Source organism: Pseudomonas sp. TWR3-1-1 (assembly GCF_049896545.1).
GTDB lineage: Bacteria > Pseudomonadota > Gammaproteobacteria > Pseudomonadales > Pseudomonadaceae > Aquipseudomonas > Aquipseudomonas weihenstephanensis.
In genome coordinates this window covers 225749-245867 of the sequence record NZ_JAFCUO010000004.1, presented here as the reverse complement: position 1 = coordinate 245867, position 20119 = coordinate 225749, and the positions used below count along the sequence as shown (strand labels likewise).

Here is a 20119-nt window from a genome sequence, read left to right as displayed (position 1 = left end):
CACATGTCGTTGAATACCCAAGCGTTGAAGTTAGGCGTCATTGGTACGGGCGCAATCGGTCGCGATCACATCCGCCGTTGCAGCCGGACCTTGCTCAATAGCCAGGTAGTTGCGGTCACGGATATCAACCTGCAACAGGCCGCCGACGTGGTGGCTGAGCTGGGGCTGACCGCCGAGGTGTACCCGGATGGTCACGCGCTGATCAATGCCGCCGAAGTGGACGCGGTGTTAGTGACGTCCTGGGGGCCGAGCCACGAAGAGTTTGTGCTGGCCGCGATCAAGGCCGGCAAGCCGGTGTTTTGCGAAAAACCCCTGGCGGTCACCGCAGCAGGTTGCCGCAACATCGTCGACGCTGAAATCGCGCAGGGCAGGCGTTTGGTGCAAGTGGGCTTCATGCGCCCGTACGACGCCGGTTATCAGGCACTCAAAGCCGTGATCGACAGCGGGCAGATTGGCGAACCGCTGATGCTGCACTGCGCGCACCGCAACCCGCGCGTGGGTGAAAACTACAAAACCGACATGGCCATCACGGACACGCTGATCCATGAACTGGATGTGTTGCGCTGGCTGCTCGACGACGACTTTGTGTCGGTGCAAGTGGTCTTCCCGCGTAAAACCAGCAAAGCCCTGGCCCATTTGCGCGACCCGCAAATCGTGTTGCTTGAAACCGCCAAAGGCACGCGCATTGATGTGGAAGTGTTCGTCAATTGTCAGTACGGCTACGACATTCAATGCGAAGTGGTGGGCGAGACCGGTATCGCCAAATTGCCAGAGCCTTCGCAGGTGCAATTGCGCAGCGGCGCCAAGCTGTCGAATGCGATTTTGATGGACTGGAAAGACCGCTTTATCGCGGCCTACGACGTCGAGTTGCAAGCCTTTATTGATGGCGTGCGAGCAGGCCGGGTGGGTGGGCCATCGGCCTGGGACGGCTTTGCGGCTGCCGTTGCCGCGGATGCGTGCATTGAAGCGCAGGGCAGCGGGGCGATTGTGAACGTTGAACTGGCGCCACGCCCGCATTTTTACGGCTAACAAACCATCCCCCGCAGGAGCTGGTGCAGATTGCGCCAGCGCCTGCGGGTGGCATGTTCGGTTTTTTAAGGAGAGGTTGCCATGCGCATAGGACTTGTCGGTTTTGGCCACGGTGGCCGTTTTTTTCATGCCCCTTTGATCGCCAGCCTGGCGGGTGTGACGTTTGCTGGCGTGGTCACGCGTTCTGCCGAGCGACGCCAACAGCTGGCCAGCGATTACCCGGGCGTCAAGGCGTTCGACACACTGGCGCAGTTAGTCGAGGCGGGGGTTGATCTGTTAGTCATATCCACGCCGTTGCAAGGGCGACCCGAGCTGGTCATGCAAGCCATCGAGCTGGGCATCGCGGTGGTCAGTGACAAGCCTTTTGCTGCCGACACCCGGCACGCTCGACTGATGATAGACGCCGCCTTGCGCCAGGGTGTGCTGTTGAGCGTGTATCAAAACCGGCGCTGGGACTCGGACTTTCTCACGGTGCGCAAATTGCTTGAGGCGGGTGCATTGGGCGTCGTCACACGCTTTGAGTCGTTCATCGAGCGCTTCTCGCCAGAGTCGGTGGGCAATGCCAGTGGCGGTGGTGTGCTGCGCGATCTGGGCAGTCACCAAGTTGATCAGGCGCTGCAACTGTTTGGCCCGGTGACCTCGGTGTATGCCGAGCTGGCATACAGCGCTGAGCATCCAGAGGTCGATCACAGCTTTTTTATGGCGTTGACCCATGACAATGGCGTGATCTCCCACCTTGGCGCCAGTGTGCTGCAAAACAGCCCGCGCCCGCGTTTTCGCGTCAGCGGCTCTTTGGGTAGCTATAGCGTTGAAGGGCTGGATGGTCAGGAGGCGGCGGTGCTTGCCGGGCGTACCCCCAAAACCGAAGGCGAACGCTGGGGCGCCGAAGAGCATCGCCGCTGGGGGTGGTTCGAGCACGGTGATGAACGCGAGCGCGTGCCCACCGAGCACGGTGGCTGGCAGCGCTTTTACCAACGCATGATCGACGCCGTGCAAGGCACTGGCCAGGTGCCGGTCGCGCCACAGCAGGTGTTGCAGGCTTTGCGTGTGCTGGACGCGGCGCGAACCAGCGCACGCACTTGCGAAGTGATCACGTTGGGCGCGGAATGAAAATAGAAATGTTGCGCTTTAAAATTCTAAAACAGGTTGATATGGAAATTATTTTCCAATAGAGTCGATTTCAGTGAATCGACACCAAGTACCGCATCTATAAAACCAACAAGAATGTGGAGACTGCCGCAATGAAACACAGCCTACGTATCGCATCCCTTGCCCTGTCCGTGATGTTCGCCAGCGGCGCTGCCCTGGCGGACATCAAGATCGGCGTGAGCATGTCGCAGTTCGATGACACCTACCTCACGTACTTGCGTGAATCGATGAACGAAAAAGCCAAAACCTACCCCGAAAGCGTGCAGTTGCAGTTTGAAGACGCGCGCGCTGATGTGGTCAAGCAACTGAGCCAGGTTGAAAGCTTCATCGGTCAAAAAGTCGATGCCATTGTGGTTAACCCGGTCGACACCGCTGCCACCAAACGCATCACCGAGGCGGCCGTTAAAGCCGGTATCCCGCTGGTATACGTCAACCGTCGCCCGGACGATCAGAACTTGCCCCAAGGCGTTGCCACTGTCGCCTCCGATGATTTTGAAGCCGGGAGAATGCAGATGCAGTACCTGGCCGACAAACTGGGCGGTAAGGGCGATATCGTGATTCTGCTCGGGGATCTGGCCAATAACTCCACCATCAACCGCACCAAAGGTGTGAAAGAAGTACTGGCCAAGTACCCGGAGATCAAAGTCGATCAAGAGCAAACCGGTATCTGGTTGCGCGACAAGGCCATGACCCTGACCAATGACTGGATCACCCAGGGCCGTCAGTTTGACGCGGTGGTTTCCAACAATGACGAAATGGCCATCGGTGCCGCCATGGCACTCAAACAGGCGGGTGTCGCTAAAGGCAGTGTGCTGATCGCGGGCGTCGATGGCACACCGGACGGCGTACGCGCGGTGGAGAAGGGCGAGCTGGTGCTGTCGGTGTTTCAGGACGCTAAAAAGCAAGCCTACCGCTCAGTCGAGACGGCGATGAAAATGATCAACAAAGAACCGGTTGAACAAGCCGTCTGGGTGCCGTTCCAGCTCATCACCCAAGACAACGCCAAAGACTTCAAGTAGTCGCCAACTCATCCATAACAACAATAAGTGGCGAGGCATGCGCCTTGCCCACTGTCTCGGCCACTGACCGGGGCATCTGAGGAGTATTGACTATGCTCGCGTCAGCGACTGTATCAAGCACCCGGGCTGTGGCACCTGCTCCCACCGCCTTCACGGCCGCTGCGCCGTATCTGTTGGAAGTGGTCAATGTCAGCAAGGGGTTTCCCGGTGTCATTGCACTGGATGACGTGCAACTGCGCGTGCGTCCAGGCTCCGTGCTGGCACTGATGGGTGAAAACGGCGCGGGTAAATCCACGCTGATGAAAATCATTGCAGGCATTTATCAGCCTGATGCGGGCGAGTTAAGGTTGCGCGGCAAGCCTGTGACCTTCAACGGCCCGCTGGCCGCGTTGCAAGCGGGTATTGCAATGATCCATCAGGAACTCAACCTGATGCCGCACATGAACATTGCCGAGAACATCTGGATCGGTCGCGAGCAGCTCAATGGCCTGCGCATGATTGACCACAAGCAAATGTTCCGCTGTACCGCGCAATTGCTCGAACGCTTGCGCATCAACCTCGACCCGCAAGAGCTGGTGGGCAACCTGAGCATCGCCGAACGTCAGATGGTCGAGATTGCCAAGGCGGTGTCGTACGACTCGGACATCCTGATCATGGACGAGCCGACATCGGCCATTACCGACAAAGAAGTCACTCACCTGTTTTCGATCATTGCCGACCTCAAGGCGCAGGGCAAAGGCATCATTTACATCACCCACAAAATGAACGAAGTGTTTGCCATCGCCGATGAAGTCGCGGTGTTTCGGGACGGCACCTACATCGGCCTGCAACGCGCCGATAGCATGGACAGCGACAGCCTGATCTCGATGATGGTCGGCCGTGAGCTGACCCAGTTGTTTCCGGTGCGTGAAAACCCGGTGGGCGAGTTGCTGCTGTCGGTGCGTGATTTGCGTCTGGAGGGTGTGTTCAAAGGCGTTTCATTCGACTTGCATGCGGGTGAGATCCTGGGCATCGCCGGGCTTATGGGGTCGGGGCGCACCAATGTGGCTGAAACGCTTTTTGGCATCACCCCCAGTGATGGCGGTGACATTCAACTCGACGGTCAGCCAGTGCGGGTCTCCAGCCCCCAAATGGCGATTGAAAAGGGCTTTGCGCTGCTGACTGAAGACCGCAAGTTGACCGGACTGTTCCCGTGCCTGTCGGTGCTGGAGAACATGGAAATGGCGATCCTGCCGCATTACGTCGGCAAGGGCTTCATCCAGCAGAAAGCCCTGCGTGCCCTGTGCGAAGACATGTGCAAAAAGCTGCGGGTCAAAACCCCTTCACTCGAACAATGCATCGACACGCTCTCGGGCGGCAACCAGCAAAAAGCCCTGCTTGCGCGGTGGCTGATGACCCACCCGCGTTTGCTGATTCTCGATGAGCCGACCCGGGGTATCGACGTCGGCGCCAAGGTCGAGATTTACCGCCTGATCTCCTTTCTCGCCAGCGAAGGCATGGCCGTGATCATGATTTCCTCGGAACTGCCTGAGGTGTTGGGCATGAGTGACCGGGTCATGGTCATGCATGAAGGTGAGCAGATGGGCACGCTGGACCGCAGCGAGGCGACTCAGGAGCGGGTGATGCAACTGGCGTCGGGCATTGGCGCAATCCATTAACCATTTCGGCGCGCTGGCTGTAACCGGGCCGGTAGCACAGCAGAGTGAGAGGGTACCTGTCCATGAACGCAATAACCGAAAACAAACCCGCCATGGCTTCGACCAAGTCCCGTCGCCGGTTTCCGACCGAGCTGAGCATTTTTCTGGTGCTGATCGGCATTGGTCTGGTGTTTGAAGTGTTTGGCTGGATCGTGCGCGATCAGAGCTTTTTGATGAACTCTCAGCGTCTGGTACTGATGATTTTGCAAGTGTCGGTGATCGGGCTGCTGGCGATTGGTGTGACCCAGGTCATTATTACCACCGGCATTGACCTGTCATCCGGCTCGGTGCTGGCACTCTCGGCGATGGTGGCCGCGAGCCTGGCGCAGACTTCGGACTTCAGCCGTGCGGTGTTCCCGTCATTGACCGACTTGCCGGTGTGGATACCCGTCGTCGCGGGGCTGGGGGTGGGGCTACTGGCGGGCGCGATCAACGGCAGCATCATTGCCATCACCGGCATTCCGCCGTTTATTGCTACCCTCGGCATGATGGTGTCGGCCCGTGGTCTGGCGCGTTACTACACCGAAGGCCAGCCGGTGAGCATGCTTTCAGACTCCTACACGGCCATCGGCCACGGCGCGATGCCGGTGATTATTTTCCTGGTGGTGGCGCTGATCTTCCACATCGCCCTGCGCTACACCAAATACGGCAAATACACCTACGCCATCGGCGGCAACATGCAGGCGGCGCGCACCTCGGGGATCAATGTCAAACGGCATTTGATCATCGTCTACAGCATTGCGGGTTTGTTGGCAGGGCTGGCGGGCGTTGTCGCCTCCGCCCGGGCTGCCACCGGGCAGGCGGGCATGGGTATGTCTTATGAACTGGACGCAATCGCCGCAGCCGTGATTGGCGGCACCAGTCTGGCGGGCGGGGTCGGGCGGATCACCGGCACGGTGATCGGCGCACTGATCCTGGGCGTTATGGCCAGCGGGTTCACCTTTGTCGGCGTCGACGCTTACATTCAGGACATCATCAAAGGCCTGATTATTGTGGTGGCGGTGGTGATCGATCAGTACCGTAACAAGCGCAAACTCAAGCGCTGAAGGGGTGCAGAGTTTGGGGTCTTCATCAAACGATGGCGACCCCAGCGGTGGGTATTAGTGATAACGATTGAAATAGCGGGGGACGTAATTGACCATCATGTCTTGAGACCTGGAAGGCTGCCCGAGAGTCGCCACTTCCATGGAGACGATTTCCCCGTGGCGTTTGTCGACGCCGGGATAAACGGAATTATCGACAAAAATCTTCTTCAATTTTTTTTCAGCCTCTGATTCTGCTTTTTGCAGACTGCTGCCTGGGTTGGCATGTAAGTGTTCTTTGACCAATCTATTTTTATCTTCGGTGATGAGTGTTGAACCGTACTTCAGTCCAACGGGTCCTTCGAACGCTTTGACGGGTTTTCTGATGGCTTTCTGGAAGCGATCTGCAAATGCGAAACCTTTATAACCGTCTCCCGCGTGGCATATCAGCAGTCGGACATTGTCGAAATTCGCGGGGTCAACGCCTTTGCTTTTCAGCAGTTGTATAAAACTATCTACGCCGTAAGGTTTGCCATCAATCCACACCTTGGTCCCTTCGCCCAAGAATCTATCGAGTGTAGACGCGCCGTTGCCATGCGCCACGATATTAAGTCGTTGCGTCCCTTTGTAAGTGTCCGTGAAGGTATGCACCTCACTAGCGACGAGTTGTAGATCTTTCATCCTGCCGCCCATAAAAATCACGTTGTCTTGGGACAAACCTGCATCAAGTAAGGTGGGCGTTGACCCAGGCACTTGGCTTACCGAGGAAGTTTGTGGCTGAAAGTTCTCGAGCGGGGGGCCATAGGATTTTTGGTTGGGCACATCATAAGCGTGCCATTTGCCCGTCGTGGGTTCGAACTTTGCGGTTATAGGGATAACCTCGTCGGACCTGTTTGCTAATTTGATACTGCCGTGTGCGATATCGCTGTTTTTTGCCAGTTTGAATAAGTCCGTGATGTGCTCACCTCTCTTCAGGAGATTGATGGCAAGGTTTCCAACATGTCTGATCGCTTTGCCTGCGGAGATCACCGACCTTCCCAAACCGGTTGCCAGGTCTGTTGGTGAGGCGCTTATCAACACTGCCTTGGCTACTTTACTGGCGATGATGAGAGCGCGCGAAGTCGTAGAGAGGCCTTTCGCCACGGCGCTTGCTGCTTTGCCGGCTGGGAGTCCAGGGACAATAAAACCTAAGACATCCATGACGAGATCCCTAATTCCCGCCGTGTTATCACCCTTGATGAAACTCTCGATGCTGGTTACCAACGGGATGGTTCGGGCGAAAAATTTCAATGCCTGTCGTGTGGGCGGTCTTTCAGTGTCGAACGTCGTTGTGCTGCCCTCCACATCTTTGATGGCATCTTTAATTTCAGCGTGTTTTAACACGGCGCTGGCAATAAATTGGGTTCGATCACTGCCAAAACTATTTAACGGGCTTTCATTATTTCGTTCCCGAAGGGGGGTCAGGCCGGGTGTGTTGGGCTCCAGTATAATCTGTGCAACATCGGTTGCTTTTACATCAATCATGGTGTACCCACCGGGCGGTGGTACTAGCGTTACAATTTTCACTTTCCCCTGCTCAGGCCGTTTTACAAAACTGCCTGTCTGAAAGTCTATTTCATAAGTGCTATAGACGCCTTTGTGATTGACGTTAAGCAGTAGCGGTTTATTTTTATCGGGCACACGCGAGAGTATTTTGGCAGTGTTCGTGGTGACGTCCATATGACGAAACAGGCTGATTTCACCGTGCTCTATTATTTTCCGATCTTCAAGTGGCAGGTTTGAGATGACCAGTTTTATTTGTGTTTCAATACTCTGACTGAGGGCTGTCGCGTGTTCAGAGAGTTTATTTTCATACACGGTAGCGTTGGTGGGTTGAGTGGAGGCGATCATAGGGTTTACGCTAATGCTGCTGTCCTTAGACTGCCAGATTTTAAAACGCGAGGCATACTCGCCGGACACCCATAAATCGAGCAGTGAATAAGGACCGGCGTCTGCAAAGTCATTTTCCCCTCCGCCGCCAGCTATGGACGGATTTATGTGCCTCTGGTAAATAACTTTTTTCTCAAAGTTCGTGCTGTTGCCGTATATGTTTCTCAGCTGCTCAAGTGCCATTGCTTTTCTGTCTGGTAGTGCCTGATTACGGGTGTCGGTTGCGTCCATCAACAGATTTAAGCGTGCGTTGTAAGCGTGTTTGATAGTCACCACTTCGTCAGGCATATACAGGTCTTTTTTCCCGACCATTCCATTGCAAACCCCCCAGATGATGATCGCTTCTTCTTTAGCGATATCCTCAATCCGCTCACCTGCTTCGGTGATCGGCGGTTTATCAGCATGCAACATGACTTGTGCAAAATTCATCATCGACGTCTTGCCCGGCGCCTGAGCTTCGATGCGGTCGACGGCTGTTTTGAAGGCAACCCAGGTATGCGAGCCGTAGGTCACGCCGTCAGGAATGTCTTTGACCAATACCTCGGGCGCTTTGCGTGACAGGAGCATGAATGCTGCGACGGGGGCCATGTTTGCGAACTGCACACTTTGCGTGTCAATCAGGTGTTGCGTCAGGCCTTCTTTTATTGAAGAAAGGGGTTTGCCCCAATGACTCGACTGGCTTAAATCGTATCCCGCGATCTTATGCTTGCCCGGTGAAGGATCATTGACTTTTTCCTCAATGGCCAAGGCCATTGAGGTCAAGAGCCAATCATCGATACTTGTGGCGCTCGGGGCCGCCTCAAATTTGTTTTGTAGAAGGAGCCCACGGGCTCGGGCTTCAGGTGTATTGATTATTTGTGCTAGCACGCTGCGAGGATCACTCACATCGGCTTGTCTCCAGTGCTCATCTTCCGTCAAACAATCAAATATGTTTGTGTTCACAAGCACCCTTTCAAAACCCGGTAGATGATTTTCTAAGAGTTTTTTTGTCTCCAACCTAACTTCTTCTTGTTGTTGCGTGTTTAGCGCGATAGGCCAGCTCAGACCACCGCCAAAATTGCCATGGGGAGGGCTTTGTAGCGGTGGTTCTTTAAGCGTGGAGGCCAGGTTGGCCAACTCTTCCTGGGTTGTAGGCAGTTTCCAGCCATGGGCGGTTATGAACTGGGCAACGCTCACGGTCTCATCCTCTGCGAATTTACCTGTGAGGGTGAACTGGGAGCTGGGCGCAATGTCCATGGTTTTGTTCAGGTCGAGTGTCTTGGTATTCACCATACGGGTTAATTCAGTAAGCAAAGTACGCTGGTTGAGCATCTCTCCTAACTGAATATTCTGAGGACTTGGCATTTGCTCCGCTTTGTCATCCTGACGATGAAGGGGCACGGTTTTGTCCTGCGATTCTTGAAAACCTAGATTCTTGGCAATCGTTTCAGCGCGTTGTTTGTTAACCTCTAAATCGCTGCTAATGGTTTCACCGTAGAACTGGGCAACTTCATCCAATGAGGCTGAATCGGGATCGTAGTGCAGTGGGCTGAATCCTCCTGGAATTGTGGGGTGGGTTTTCAATGCATTCACGACAGACTGCGCCTGAACCACGTTGGTGAGCAGCACGCTTTTGAGTGCTTCACCTCCCTTCCAATCCTGGATCACTACAGAGCCGTCAGACCTCATGCTGACTTTTGGATTGTCGGTAAAGTTGTTTTCCTTAAGCCATTTAGAGAACGCAGGGCTTTTGAATCCACTGGAGAGCTGATGACGTAACTGACCAAACGTTGACATTGGCGGTACATCGATCTTGATGGATCGACCGTTGGAGGCCCGGGCTGAACCATTCCATTGCAGAGCGTTGCTGTACGTGAGTGCCAGCATTGAATCGGGGACACTGTCACGTTGGGATGATCCACTTTGTGTGGAGGTCGGCTGTTGGACAGACTGTTTTGCGGCGCCCGAAGGTTCAGTGTCCATCGAACGGGTGGGGTGAATCGCGCTTGTCTGGCTTTGTACAAAGGTCATTGTGGGTTACTCACTGGATGATTAACTCGCCAGTCTCAGTAAAAAATCTCTACCTGACGGTTGAATCCTGTGTAGTGCTAGTCAGGAAAATCGTTCCCAGAAAATCGTTGAGGAGTTATGTCCACCGTGCCCGGCTCTTTTTGAAGGGGCATTGAATTTCTTGCTATAAACGCACTCCATTAGCCCCTGCGTGACATGTTTTTCGTCTTTTTCCAGGTTTTGCTGGACAAATAGCTGTCATTTCAGTTGCTGAGTCGATAAGTCGGCCGTAGACTGCCGCCCCTCGTAAATTGAGTGCCGGGTGGCGCTTGAAATAGATGGCACCTAACTGGTTGGGATGAAGATCGGTCAGGACGCTCCCTAATTCGCCTTAATGCACGTATTTTTTATAGAGAAATCAATGACAAAGGATAAGTTGCTGGCCATGCCGGCGGATGACTACATGAATGCCGAGCAACATGCTTTTTTCACTGAGCTGTTGCAAAACATGAAGGTCGAAACCCACGAGCGTATTGAGCAGAATCGCATCGCAATCGAGAGCCTGGATACCCCGGCCGACCCTGCGGATGCGGCGTCGGTTGAAGAGGAGCGTACCTGGCTGGTTAACGCGATTGATCGCGACCAACGCATGCTGCCGCAATTGGAGCAAGCGCTGGAACGTATCAAGGACGACAGCTTTGGCTGGTGTGATGACAGTGGCGATGCGATTGGCCTCAAGCGTCTGCTGATCAGCCCCACTACCAAGTACTGCATCGAAGCTCAAGAGCGTCACGAGCAAATCGACAAGCATCAGCGTCAGGCCTAACCCTGACCTTGCCGGGCCGCGCAAAGCGGTCCCGGTAGCTTTTCACACGCAGGTTTACCCCTGATTCCTGACGTGCTTACCCCTGAATATTCCTGACCGACGTTGCGCTGGTTTCAGCATTTGCACGCCCTTATATTGGTGCGTGGATTTGGCATGAGGCCGAATTTTTTGAGGGCAGGATGAATGAACAATTTCAGCAACACGGGACGTGTGTTGCGTGTCGGTGTGTTTTTTGATGGAACAGCCAATAACCAGTTCAACAGCCTGACAGGTCAGGCACGACAGGCTCAGGGCTTGCCGGTTGACCCCGCCAGCAGTTATGCCGGTGTCCCGACCAACATCGCCAGGCTTTACCAGCTTTACCCGGTACAACCGGTTTTTAATGCCCAGGGCCACGCGGTCACTGCGCTCTATATCAGCGGGATAGGGACAACGACAGGGCAGGCGGATACGCGTTTTCCGGCTCAAACTTATGGCCGTGGCCGAACCGGAGTGATAGGTAAAGCGCAAGAAGCGCATGCGCGGTTGCTCCAATGCTTGCACAGTGCGCTGCTGAATGTGCCACCCCGTTCCCTGAGTGGTGTGCAGTTGGATATTTTCGGCTTTAGCCGTGGCGCAGCAGCGGCGCGACATTTTGCCAACCTCGTCAATGCCACACGCTTGGATACGTTGTTGGCGCTGGCGGCGGACTTTACCTGCGAAATCTGTTTTATCGGGTTGTTTGACACGGTAGCGGCCATGGGCGGGCTGAAGGACTTGGGTGACATCAGTGATGACATCAACCCTGGACTTAATCTTTATCTGGGGCCGGACAGCGCCAAACAGGTGGTGCAACTCAGCGCTCGGGATGAGCAACGGCGCAATTTTGCCCTGAGCCGCATTGCTCCGTAGTGGCCCTTGGACATTGCGGTACCCGGTGTGCATGCCGATGTGGGGGGTGGTTACCCGATTGAAATGCAGGAACAGGTTTACCTGACGCGCTGGGAGACTAATCGGGTTAATCCCAGCACGCCGCTGACGCTCACCCACGCATGGAAGAGCACCGCCGCTCAACTGCCGGTCTGGCAAGCGCGCGACCTGTTGGACCCCTCAGACCCCCAGGCGCTACTGGAGATCCATACGGCCTCGGGTCAGGCAGGCAGTCGCGATGACCCGATCACACGCGTACAGGCGGCGGTTTATATGCAACGCCGGGTGTATGGGCATCTGTCACGGGTGTATTTGCATCTCATGCACCAGTTGGCGTGCGAACAGGGCGTGCCTTTCAACCCGCTTTCAAGTATCGCCGACACGCAACTGCCTGAAGAGCTTTTGCCCATCGCGACAAAGATCCGTGCTCAGGCACTGGCCGGACACATCGAGTTGAGGAGCGATGAAGAGCGTTTGCTGCGCCAACGCTACATCCACCAGTCAGCTAACTGGAATGCGGCGATTGGCGAGGGGTTGGGAGTGGTAGACAAGGTTTTTTTCAACCTGCCACAAGAAGGCGGGCGACCGGTTTACGATCAGCAGGCACCTGTTTTGGTGTGACCATGCGTTGATATTGTTACCGCTCATGCAATTGAGCTATGCATGGCATAGCTTTTTCCTGCGGCATTTAGTCACTATGATGGCCGACATCGTTAGCAGGCTAACTAAGTGCCAGGAGTGATCCTCATGAGTTATCAAGTCGATGTTGCAGTGATGATCGGTAGCGGCGTGCCACAGGGTATGCGCGAAGCCGGGCAGAAAGTGTGCTGGGTGGTATTGGTTAACGGAGAACAGCGCGGTACGGCGTTTGACACTCGTCTGCAAGCACAAGAATGTCAGGCGGCCTGGTTGGCGCAATTAAGCGCCAACCCTTTGGCAATGCGGCGTCGGGCTTAGCGCGACGTGTGCAGGCGTGCATTCAGTTCGTCGACAACCAGCGCCCAAGGGCCGTCTTCAAGAAGTTTCTCTTTCAAGAAGCTGGCTTGGGAGGGTGACCAGAAAGGCGCTTCGACCAATTTCACATCTTCGGCCAGCGGATGGTCTGCGATGAAGATCTCAATTGATTGTTCGTCACTCTTCAGGCCAAGTTGACTGAACAGGTTTTCCAGCGTCTTGGGTGTCTCGTCCATGCTCATCTCCAAAGGTAAATACGGGTTACAGGCTATCTGAGGCTACAGAACCTCAAGAGTTCGCTCCGATAAGCGTTATCACTGTAGACCACAGATCAAATTGAGAGGTTGATACTGCCAATCAGTGCCTTTTCGGCTTGAAAGAGCGAGCTCAGTGCGATGGAAACTGCGCTGTTGAGGGCGACCACCTGACCTTTTGCACTCATGATGGCCGACATTCTGGCCTCTTCACTGCGGTAGCGCACGGCTTTGACCGCCGCCATGCGTGCATTGGCTTGGCGCAGCTGCTGCTGGAGTTGATCGAGGCGTTTTTTAAGTTGCTTGATGCGTTTTTTGAGGGCTTCAACCGGGTCGTCGCTGGAGCGTGGGGCGGGCTCGGTTTCGTTTTGCGACATCAGTTGCACCAGGCTTGAGTCGCTGGCGGGTTTACCGGTCGTCAGCGAGGGGCTGACCGCAAGGCGAGTGTCAATATTCAAGGTAATCATCAGTGATGCTCTTAAACCGTTACTCACCTTGCTATCGGCCTGGCGCTCTGATCCTTGAGGCGCGCAAACCGACAAGGGCTCAAGCGTTAAGGGCGCCTGCGTCTACGGCCGCTTTGAGGGCGAGTGCGGCCTCTTTGCCTGCGGAGGCTGCAACATCGGCAGTCTTGAACCAGCGATCCTTTTCGACCTGATGGTAAGTGACGGTTTTGAGGGGCGGTTTGGCCCGCATCACAATCACTGCCTGAAACTCGCCATCGATTTCTCTGGCCTCACCGCGGATAAAAAACTCGCCAATATCAAATTCCGTCACGTGTCACTTTCCCTTGGAGGTAATGGAGCCGAGACAACCCGGCGGCATGGGCCGGGTCGATTTTTGCGCGAGTATGGCAGTTGTTGGGAGGCAGTGGCGCAGTTAAGTCATCAACCTGACGAAAGCCCTCAATTCAAGGTTGTGCGGTGCGAGTACAGCCGAGCTGTTTGTTTTCGAGATGGATGGCCAGTTTGCATGCATCGTTATGACTGCATCTGAAGCCTTTTATCTGACCCGTACCGGCTTCGCGTACATGAAAAAAGCCATGACTGATTGCAATCACTTGATAGAGAGGTTGATCTGTATACCCAAGATCAGGCTTGAGCCGGTAGAATGGCCCCCCAGCAGTGACCTCAGGCAGGTTATCGGTGTGGCGGGTAGCTATTGGACGTTCATCTGATATGTCCATGCAGAGTCTTCCTCATACGATTCTGTTGCGCAGATGGTTGTTTGAGTCAGGTCAAGGCGGTGAGTGCTGTCGCATTCAATGCGTTTTCGTTTATGTATTTGTAAGGTTTATTTTAAAAACGCTGCGCAGGGCTTTTCGTCTTTACGTGTAGGCTTTCCCTTTAGTTGTATGGGTCCGTTGCGCGCTATGTAATAAAAGGCCAGTGTTCTTCACACATTGAGCCTGCAACGTTGTGCCTGAGGCACAAGCATCCAAATCTGTATGCAGCGACTGTTCCTGGCCCAAGCGCTGCGGGACTGAGTTGAACGCAGATTTTAAAACTTTGGTGGTCAGGGCTTCTTTTGTGCTGCCGGTCTTTTGTGTGGCAGTTTTACTTCATGTTTTCGAGGGTTTTTCGTTGGCAGTCAGCAATTTGGAGATGCATGCGTTGTTCGTGTTGGGTGACCTGCGGGCGCGTTTGGTCAAACTGTTTCAATCACATTTTGTGTACGTCACCGAGCAAACGTCTGAAGGTATCTACATCGCCGAGATCGACACCGCCGCCGCGTTAGTGGTGGATGACAAACCGGGACTTCAGCTGAAGGTCGGGGATCACTTTCGCGCGGCGGTGCTTCCCAGTCGTGAAGGTGGCAAGTTAGAGATCAAGTTTCGGGAAATCAAAATGACGGTGTACGGCATTGGCGACTATGCCTATGTCAGTTCGCCCCAAGGTGAAGGCATCGTGTTTAAAGAAGGGCAGACAGTGGTGTTGGTTTTTGCCGCCAATGAGCAATTGGCCACTGGCTTGAGCAAAACCCTGAAAGCCGTCACTGCCAAAGCAGCCAAGTGGCCCAAAGGCGAACTGACCTTCAAGGCCAGTAAAGAGTGACAGTGTCGCGCAGCACGTTTCATCAGCAATACGCTGTGCAAGCCAGAGCCAAGGCGCTTGAGTTGTTTGCCCAAAAGCCCGCGTTGAAGGGCGCCTGGCTGAGTTGGGTGGCAGGGCAGTTGTATGCTGCAGGCCCCGCAGAATACGCAAGCATGGTGCGCCGCGAGCTCGAGCAGCTTCAGGCGCAGGCGCAAACAGGCAGCCGGACGCCTGAATAAGTCCTGCTATTACCACTTTGATCGTGTGGTCTAACGCGCTTCGCGAGGCATGCCCAATGCGCGTTCAGCAATGATGTTGCGCTGGATCTCGCTGCTGCCTCCGTACAGGGTATCGGCACGGGTGAACAGAAACAGGGCCTGCATCCGGGTGAGTGCGTAAGGCGCCCCAGCCAGCCATTCGGCTTCAGGGCCCATGACATCCATGGCCAACTTGCCCAGTTCAAGGTGCCAGGTGGACCACGCCAATTTGTAGAGGGTCGCTTCGGGTCGCAGGCTACCGTCCTGTGCCCCTGACAACATGCGCAGCGAGTTGTAACGCAACACCCGCAAACCACTCCAGGCCTGCGCAATGCGCTGACGCAAGACCGGGTCCAGGGCTGCGCCGTTGGCTTTGGCGATACGCACGACGTCGTCCAGTTCATTTTGGAACTGCATCTGTTGACCCAGCGTTGACACACCCCGTTCGAAGCCGAGCAAGGCCATGGCAATCTTCCACCCTTGGCCGGGCTGACCGATCAAGTTGTCCGAACCGGTGTGCGCCTGGTCAAAAAACACTTCGTTGAACTCACTGGTGCCCGTCAGTTGTTTGATGGGTTGCACCCTAATACCCGGCTGAGCCATGGGCACCAATAGAAAAGACAACCCGTGGTGGCCTCTGCTGCCTGGCTCAGTGCGGGCTAAAACAAAGCACCAATCGGACTCGTGGGCCAGCGATGTCCAGACTTTTTGCCCGCTGATAAGCCACTGACTGCTATCGGCGTTGAGGCTGGCCCGGGTTTTGATATTGGCCAGGTCTGAACCTGCGCCCGGTTCTGAATAGCCTTGGCACCAAAAGTGTTGCCCGGCCAAAATCGCGGGTAAAAACCGTTGTTGTTGCTCAGGGGTGCCGAATGCGGCGATCGTCGGCCCTACCAAGCCCTCACCGATGTGGCCCATGCGGCCCGGTCCACCGGCGCGGGCGTACTCTTCATAGAAGATCACTTGTTGGTTGATGCTCAAGCCGCGGCCGCCCTGTTCGCGCGCCCAGCCTGCGCCAACCCAGCGGCCTTTGGCCAATACCTGCTCCCATCGCTTGCGCAGTTCAGGGGCGAAGTCCTCATCGCCCGGTCCACCCCGAAAGCGCAAGGCATGAAACTCCCCACTCAGATGCTGCTGCATCCAGTGCGCAACGTGCTGACGGAACTGTTCATCTGCTGCGCTAAAGCCGATATTCATGGCCTGTCTCCGAAAATCTGTTTCGCCAGCTGTTCGCGATGAAAGGCCGGTGGCCCGAACAGTTGCTCACTGGCACGTGCCCGTTTGAAGTACAAATGCGGGTCATATTCCCATGTGAAGCCTACGCCGCCGTGTAACTGGATCGACTGCGCCGCGCATTCGAAAAAACCTTCGCTGGCGTGGATTTTTGCAGTGGCACAGGCTTCGGCCAATTGTTGTTGTGCAACCGGGTCACCGTCGATCTTCAGACATTCGCAGGCGATGCACGCCGCGTAATAACTGGCCGAACGCGCGCATTCAACGGCCATCATCAGGTCGGCGCAGCGATGTTTGATGGCCTGAAAACTGGCAATGCTTCGACCAAATTGTTGACGCTCGCCAATGTAGGCCAGCGTCAGGTCCAGAGATTGTTGCGCGCCGCCGGTTTGCTCGGCGGCCAGACCAATGCAGGCGATCCGCACGACATCCCGTAACAGCGGCCAGCCTTGACCCGGCTCACTGAGCAATTGCGCGTCGCTGACGATCACGTTTTCGAGGCTCAGGTGGGCCAGACGGCGTGTTTGATCCAGGGTTGGCTGGTGTGTACGGGTGAGCCCTGGCGTAGTTGCGGGCAGGGCGAACACGCGTATGCCTGCTTCACCCACACTGCCCGGCGTACGCGCCGCGACGATCAACAAATCACAGTCAGCGCCATCAATCACGTTGAGGTACTTGCCGTTGAGGCAATAGCCGCCAGCGCCAGGCTGCGCGTCAATCTGCACGCTGCTGTCGTCCCAGCGTGGTGCGCTGGTGTACGCCAGGCTTGCGGTGATATCCCCGGCTGCAATCAACGGCAACCACTGATCTTTAAGCGCTTGATTGCCGCTGAGTAGCAAGGCGGGCGTCGCCAGGCAGCAGGTGGCAAAGAAAGGCGAGGGCAACAAGCGCCGCCCGAGCTGTTCTTGCAACAGGCATACCTCGACAAATCCCAGGCCCAGCCCGCCGTAGGTCTGCGGGATGGCCAGAGCAGGCCAATACAGTTCGCGAGCGATGCGCGCCCAGGTCGCACGGTCATGTCCGCATTCACTGGCCATTGCCGTGCGCACCGCTGCGCTATCGGCCACTTGCGCCAAAAAACGCTCGGCAGACTGTTGAATCAGGTGCTGCTCGTCAGTCAGGGCAAGCTCCATAGGGTAGCTCTCGTCAATGGAATAGGGGCCAAAGCAGGAGCATGCAAGGGTCTGGAGCGAGCGCAAACCTTGTGCCGGACTAGTCCGTTTGGTCCAGAGGGTCAGGGCGCTGCGGCATCGAAGGTGATTTGTACGCTGCCGTAATATTCGCCAGCGCGAAAACCTTCTTCAGGCTTGAGCGCGTCGATGCGCAAGGGCACCCGTTTACCCGGCCATGCTTGATCGGCCCGTACGATCACAGTGTCTTGCAGGGTTAACGGTTGCTGATTGAACGTTACGTTCAACGCGATCGTATCGCGGCCGTTGAACAGCACCGGTTCGTACCCCAGCCGCGCGGTCACAGCACCGGCGGCGCTGGCCACATCAAACTCGGCGCGCAGTGGCTGCAGGGTTTCGTTGACCAGATTCCAGTGCATCTGCTGCTCCTGCTCCAGAAAGCCGGGGTCGACGGGTATCACAAACAGCGCGTAAGTCGGGATGCTGACCGAGACCTCAAACGTGTGTTCCTCACGCGCCGCGGGTGCCTGCGAAGCCCACGCCAGCAACGCCAGCATTGCGCTCAGTTGTGAAGGTTTACTGCGCCAAGCCCGCATCAGCCTTTAACCTCGATAGTCTTTTGCTCATGGCCTTCTACCAGCGTCAGGCGATACAGCCGGCCAGCGAGCTTGTCAAAACCGTATGCCTTGCCCGGTAATACGTGGGTCTTGGTGGTGGGTTTACAGTCCAGTGGCGCATCGCTTGCACAGTCCTTGAATTCGTCGACCACCACCACGGTGTTGCCGTCATTGCGCAAGGTGTAGCGATTACCCGTGTTCTCAATTCGGGTATCGAAGCGCGCCTGCCTGGGCCGTACAAAAAAAACCGTGCCATAACCCGCCAGCACATTGATACCGGCCGAGAGGGTTTTTTTGTAGGCGTCGCTGTCTTCTTCGCTCTGTGCGAACTCATCTTCTTTTTCGGGCACCACCGGGACAAACCTGACCCGAAAGTAGCGCTCTATGTCGCGTTCGCCCATAAACAACAGGCGCGTTCCCTGGGTGCCGTTTGCCGGTACGATCAGGCGTGCCGGGCTGGCCATCAAACCGTCACGGGTTGAGTGGTTGGCTTGGGTTTTAAGCGGCGTCTCCTCAAAGGTGCCATCGGTTTTTAAGCGCATTTCCATGACTTGAACCCGGACAAAGGCCGTACTGGTTCCGCCATTGAATACCCGCTTCAAGTACGTACGTTTATCGCTGTCCAAATAGTCATAGACCAGGCCGACATTAATATTGGGTCCTGCCATTGCGCCCAACGACAAACCCCACAAGGCTACTGCTGTATACACCGCTTTCATGTTGACACCTCACTCACCAGAGACCGCTGGTGCGGCTAGACTTCTGAATCCCAAATAACCACGACATTCCCGCTATACGTGCCTTCTTGAAAGAGCATGTCCTTGACGTGTTGTTTCTGTATTTCGAAGTGCAGAGTTGCCTGGCGCCTGTCCACGTAATGGTTGGGCTGGAACAACTGCGTGCCCGCACCGCTTAATAACAGGGGTTGGCGATTGACGGCGGAACCGTCTTCGCGGCCCAGGCCGTTGGGCAACGTGACCAATATGTCGAGGGGCACCCGGTGGCTCTGTTTGTTATCCAGCGCGCAGGTATCGCCTATGACGTATTGGCATTGCAGGCTCATCTGGAAGCGCGAGCTGGCGGAGATAAGAAAGGTTTGGTCGCGGTATAGCTTTTCAGGGGCGCGGCCTTGAAACATCCATTGATGCCAGCCACCTTTTGGCACCAGCTCAACGAAATTACCGCCGGGCGGGACGTCAACTTTCAGGGTGTGTGACACGCCCAGTGAGAAATTAAGCGTCAGTAGCGTGTCACTGGGAATCAAGACGTCCCCCATATCAAAGTCTTGATAAGGGCCGATCGTGTAAGTCATGCGCCCCGTGTATTCGCCCGACGACATGTGCAGCGGGTTCGGCGTTTGCAGCTCATATGAAAAATCCAGCGTCCTGAACGTCATGTAGGGAATGTCGTAGAGCGCTTGTTTGCCACAAGCCGTGGTGGACACCGGTGTTTCCCAAAAAAAAATAAACTGGGTGGCGTCATACAGCGCCGTGGACTTTCCGATGCAGGGAGCAGGGGCCAGAGACCAGCGCTGGCCGCTCCATAACCGGTTGTAGGCGTTGAACCAACTACTGGCATTTGGCACAAGATCATGGATAGTGCGCGGCGAGGTATCCATGGTCGTACCAAAGCCAATTATGCGGACTCTGACTTCTTCTGTTTCTAGCGTTTGCGCATGGGTCACGGTCAGCGTTCGCCATTCGCCAGGCACGGTGATCATGGCGCCCTGGCGCGGATCGGCATGGTGAGCCAGGATGGGCGCCACATTGTTGAAATGCACGGGGGCACTGATGCTGTAGATGCCTCTGTATTCGCAGTTAGCCGGGTAGTAACGACAATAACCGCCGTTATTGGGGGTTTTGTTAACGAACGCGTTGTGATGCGGCCGTGCGGAGTCCGGTTGAAACTCTGCCCGTATGTCCATCTCGATGGCGAATAGGTCGGGCGAGAGGCTGATTGCCAATGCACCGCTCAATGCAACCCGCCCGCACCTTGTCACCTGTAGATCGCGCGCGGCGCAACCGAGCCACTTGAGGCCACGCAAGGCCTTATTGACGACGTGAGCATTCATC

General features: G+C 55.7%; 21 protein-coding genes. 11 read left to right on the top strand and 10 right to left on the bottom strand.

Going from position 1 to position 20119, the window contains the following annotated elements; translation table 11 throughout:
• Positions 1 to 3: 3 nt before the first annotated feature.
• The 5 genes from ACP7A4_RS11900 (at position 4) to ACP7A4_RS11880 (ending at position 5940) form a co-directional block, all read left to right on the top strand.
• The gene (locus ACP7A4_RS11900) at positions 4 to 1029 is read left to right on the top strand and encodes a Gfo/Idh/MocA family protein (protein ID WP_203303546.1); all 1026 of its coding nucleotides are present in this window, start codon (positions 4 to 6) and stop codon (positions 1027 to 1029) included.
• 81 nt (positions 1030 to 1110) lie between these two features.
• Positions 1111 to 2139, top strand: a complete 1029-nt coding sequence (locus ACP7A4_RS11895; RefSeq protein WP_426246996.1) for a Gfo/Idh/MocA family protein — start codon at positions 1111 to 1113, stop codon at positions 2137 to 2139.
• Between the two features lie 131 nt (positions 2140 to 2270).
• A complete protein-coding gene (locus ACP7A4_RS11890; protein ID WP_203303548.1) occupies positions 2271 to 3197 on the top strand; it encodes a sugar ABC transporter substrate-binding protein in 927 nt (308 codons plus the stop codon).
• A 92-nt stretch (positions 3198 to 3289) separates the two neighbouring features.
• Positions 3290 to 4855 (top strand): sugar ABC transporter ATP-binding protein, encoded by a 1566-nt coding sequence (locus tag ACP7A4_RS11885; protein ID WP_203303549.1) that lies wholly within the window; start codon positions 3290 to 3292, stop codon positions 4853 to 4855.
• A gap of 62 nt (positions 4856 to 4917) precedes the next feature.
• Positions 4918 to 5940, top strand: coding sequence for an ABC transporter permease (locus ACP7A4_RS11880; protein WP_059762147.1), 1023 nt, complete (start codon positions 4918 to 4920; stop codon positions 5938 to 5940).
• 54 nt (positions 5941 to 5994) lie between these two features.
• Here the strand turns inward: ACP7A4_RS11880 and ACP7A4_RS11875 are convergent, their stop codons facing one another.
• Positions 5995 to 9855: a hypothetical protein gene (locus ACP7A4_RS11875; RefSeq protein WP_426246993.1), complete on the bottom strand. Its 3861-nt coding sequence runs from the start codon at positions 9853 to 9855 to the stop codon at positions 5995 to 5997.
• Between the two features lie 400 nt (positions 9856 to 10255).
• Here ACP7A4_RS11875 and ACP7A4_RS11870 point away from each other — a divergent pair, with 400 nt between their 5' ends.
• From ACP7A4_RS11870 to ACP7A4_RS11855, 4 genes are all read left to right on the top strand, one after another.
• Complete coding sequence (locus ACP7A4_RS11870; protein WP_047274833.1) at positions 10256 to 10660, top strand: TraR/DksA family transcriptional regulator; 405 nt, start codon at positions 10256 to 10258, stop codon at positions 10658 to 10660.
• Positions 10661 to 10843: 183 nt separating this feature from the next.
• Complete coding sequence (locus tag ACP7A4_RS11865) at positions 10844 to 11551, top strand: phospholipase effector Tle1 domain-containing protein (RefSeq protein ID WP_426246991.1); 708 nt, start codon at positions 10844 to 10846, stop codon at positions 11549 to 11551.
• A gap of 6 nt (positions 11552 to 11557) precedes the next feature.
• On the top strand, positions 11558 to 12190 hold the full coding sequence (locus ACP7A4_RS11860) for a hypothetical protein (RefSeq protein ID WP_426246989.1): 633 nt from the start codon (positions 11558 to 11560) through the stop codon (positions 12188 to 12190).
• A 126-nt stretch (positions 12191 to 12316) separates the two neighbouring features.
• A complete protein-coding gene (locus ACP7A4_RS11855) occupies positions 12317 to 12526 on the top strand; it encodes a hypothetical protein (RefSeq protein ID WP_203303552.1) in 210 nt (69 codons plus the stop codon).
• Here the strand turns inward: ACP7A4_RS11855 and ACP7A4_RS11850 are convergent.
• The 4 genes from ACP7A4_RS11850 to ACP7A4_RS11835 form a co-directional block, all read right to left on the bottom strand.
• Positions 12523 to 12759 carry a DUF2789 domain-containing protein gene (locus ACP7A4_RS11850; protein WP_426246987.1) on the bottom strand — a complete coding sequence of 79 codons (237 nt, stop codon included), beginning with the start codon at positions 12757 to 12759 and terminating at the stop codon, positions 12523 to 12525. The genes ACP7A4_RS11855 and ACP7A4_RS11850 overlap by 4 nt on opposite strands.
• Positions 12760 to 12854: 95 nt before the next feature.
• Complete coding sequence (locus ACP7A4_RS11845; protein WP_059762152.1) at positions 12855 to 13244, bottom strand: hypothetical protein; 390 nt, start codon at positions 13242 to 13244, stop codon at positions 12855 to 12857.
• A gap of 79 nt (positions 13245 to 13323) precedes the next feature.
• Complete coding sequence (locus tag ACP7A4_RS11840; protein ID WP_426246985.1) at positions 13324 to 13554, bottom strand: hypothetical protein; 231 nt, start codon at positions 13552 to 13554, stop codon at positions 13324 to 13326.
• Positions 13555 to 13687: 133 nt separating this feature from the next.
• Entirely contained in the window at positions 13688 to 13963 is a 276-nt protein-coding gene (locus ACP7A4_RS11835) for a hypothetical protein (RefSeq protein ID WP_131811515.1), read from the bottom strand.
• A gap of 397 nt (positions 13964 to 14360) precedes the next feature.
• Here ACP7A4_RS11835 and ACP7A4_RS11830 point away from each other — a divergent pair, with 397 nt between their 5' ends.
• Together ACP7A4_RS11830 and ACP7A4_RS11825 are read left to right on the top strand one after the other, a co-directional pair.
• Complete coding sequence (locus ACP7A4_RS11830; protein ID WP_059762201.1) at positions 14361 to 14831, top strand: hypothetical protein; 471 nt, start codon at positions 14361 to 14363, stop codon at positions 14829 to 14831.
• Complete coding sequence (locus ACP7A4_RS11825) at positions 14828 to 15049, top strand: hypothetical protein (RefSeq protein ID WP_426246982.1); 222 nt, start codon at positions 14828 to 14830, stop codon at positions 15047 to 15049. Before ACP7A4_RS11830 ends, ACP7A4_RS11825 begins: the two co-directional genes overlap by 4 nt.
• Positions 15050 to 15079: 30 nt before the next feature.
• On the opposite strand, the gene ACP7A4_RS11820 is transcribed toward ACP7A4_RS11825, so the two are convergent.
• The 5 genes from ACP7A4_RS11820 to ACP7A4_RS11800 all read right to left on the bottom strand — a co-directional run bounded on the left by ACP7A4_RS11820 (position 15080) and on the right by ACP7A4_RS11800 (position 20118).
• Positions 15080 to 16264, bottom strand: coding sequence for an acyl-CoA dehydrogenase family protein (locus ACP7A4_RS11820; RefSeq protein WP_426246980.1), 1185 nt, complete (start codon positions 16262 to 16264; stop codon positions 15080 to 15082).
• On the bottom strand, positions 16261 to 17433 hold the full coding sequence (locus ACP7A4_RS11815; protein WP_426246978.1) for an acyl-CoA dehydrogenase family protein: 1173 nt from the start codon (positions 17431 to 17433) through the stop codon (positions 16261 to 16263). Before ACP7A4_RS11815 ends, ACP7A4_RS11820 begins: the two co-directional genes overlap by 4 nt.
• 101 nt (positions 17434 to 17534) lie before the next feature.
• Positions 17535 to 18026 carry a CS1 type fimbrial major subunit gene (locus ACP7A4_RS11810; RefSeq protein WP_059762158.1) on the bottom strand — a complete coding sequence of 164 codons (492 nt, stop codon included), beginning with the start codon at positions 18024 to 18026 and terminating at the stop codon, positions 17535 to 17537.
• Positions 18026 to 18766 (bottom strand): molecular chaperone, encoded by a 741-nt coding sequence (locus ACP7A4_RS11805; protein ID WP_426246976.1) that lies wholly within the window; start codon positions 18764 to 18766, stop codon positions 18026 to 18028. Before ACP7A4_RS11805 ends, ACP7A4_RS11810 begins: the two co-directional genes overlap by 1 nt.
• A gap of 35 nt (positions 18767 to 18801) precedes the next feature.
• Positions 18802 to 20118, bottom strand: a complete 1317-nt coding sequence (locus tag ACP7A4_RS11800) for a hypothetical protein (RefSeq protein WP_426246974.1) — start codon at positions 20116 to 20118, stop codon at positions 18802 to 18804.
• Between the last annotated feature and the right edge of the window lies 1 nt (position 20119).

Coding starts and splice junctions, on each gene's coding strand:
- ACP7A4_RS11880 (WP_059762147.1), top strand. CDS start 4,918: ATGAACGCAATAACCGAAAACAAACCCGCCATGGCTTCGACCAAGTCC.
- ACP7A4_RS11865 (WP_426246991.1), top strand. CDS start 10,844: ATGAACAATTTCAGCAACACGGGACGTGTGTTGCGTGTCGGTGTGTTT.
- ACP7A4_RS11815 (WP_426246978.1), bottom strand. CDS start 17,433: ATGGAGCTTGCCCTGACTGACGAGCAGCACCTGATTCAACAGTCTGCC.
- ACP7A4_RS11855 (WP_203303552.1), top strand. CDS start 12,317: ATGAGTTATCAAGTCGATGTTGCAGTGATGATCGGTAGCGGCGTGCCA.
- ACP7A4_RS11835 (WP_131811515.1), bottom strand. CDS start 13,963: ATGGACATATCAGATGAACGTCCAATAGCTACCCGCCACACCGATAAC.
- ACP7A4_RS11845 (WP_059762152.1), bottom strand. CDS start 13,244: ATGATTACCTTGAATATTGACACTCGCCTTGCGGTCAGCCCCTCGCTG.
- ACP7A4_RS11885 (WP_203303549.1), top strand. CDS start 3,290: ATGCTCGCGTCAGCGACTGTATCAAGCACCCGGGCTGTGGCACCTGCT.
- ACP7A4_RS11800 (WP_426246974.1), bottom strand. CDS start 20,118: ATGAATGCTCACGTCGTCAATAAGGCCTTGCGTGGCCTCAAGTGGCTC.
- ACP7A4_RS11850 (WP_426246987.1), bottom strand. CDS start 12,759: ATGGACGAGACACCCAAGACGCTGGAAAACCTGTTCAGTCAACTTGGC.
- ACP7A4_RS11895 (WP_426246996.1), top strand. CDS start 1,111: ATGCGCATAGGACTTGTCGGTTTTGGCCACGGTGGCCGTTTTTTTCAT.
- ACP7A4_RS11870 (WP_047274833.1), top strand. CDS start 10,256: ATGACAAAGGATAAGTTGCTGGCCATGCCGGCGGATGACTACATGAAT.
- ACP7A4_RS11805 (WP_426246976.1), bottom strand. CDS start 18,766: ATGAAAGCGGTGTATACAGCAGTAGCCTTGTGGGGTTTGTCGTTGGGC.
- ACP7A4_RS11900 (WP_203303546.1), top strand. CDS start 4: ATGTCGTTGAATACCCAAGCGTTGAAGTTAGGCGTCATTGGTACGGGC.
- ACP7A4_RS11810 (WP_059762158.1), bottom strand. CDS start 18,026: ATGCGGGCTTGGCGCAGTAAACCTTCACAACTGAGCGCAATGCTGGCG.
- ACP7A4_RS11820 (WP_426246980.1), bottom strand. CDS start 16,264: ATGAATATCGGCTTTAGCGCAGCAGATGAACAGTTCCGTCAGCACGTT.
- ACP7A4_RS11875 (WP_426246993.1), bottom strand. CDS start 9,855: ATGACCTTTGTACAAAGCCAGACAAGCGCGATTCACCCCACCCGTTCG.
- ACP7A4_RS11890 (WP_203303548.1), top strand. CDS start 2,271: ATGAAACACAGCCTACGTATCGCATCCCTTGCCCTGTCCGTGATGTTC.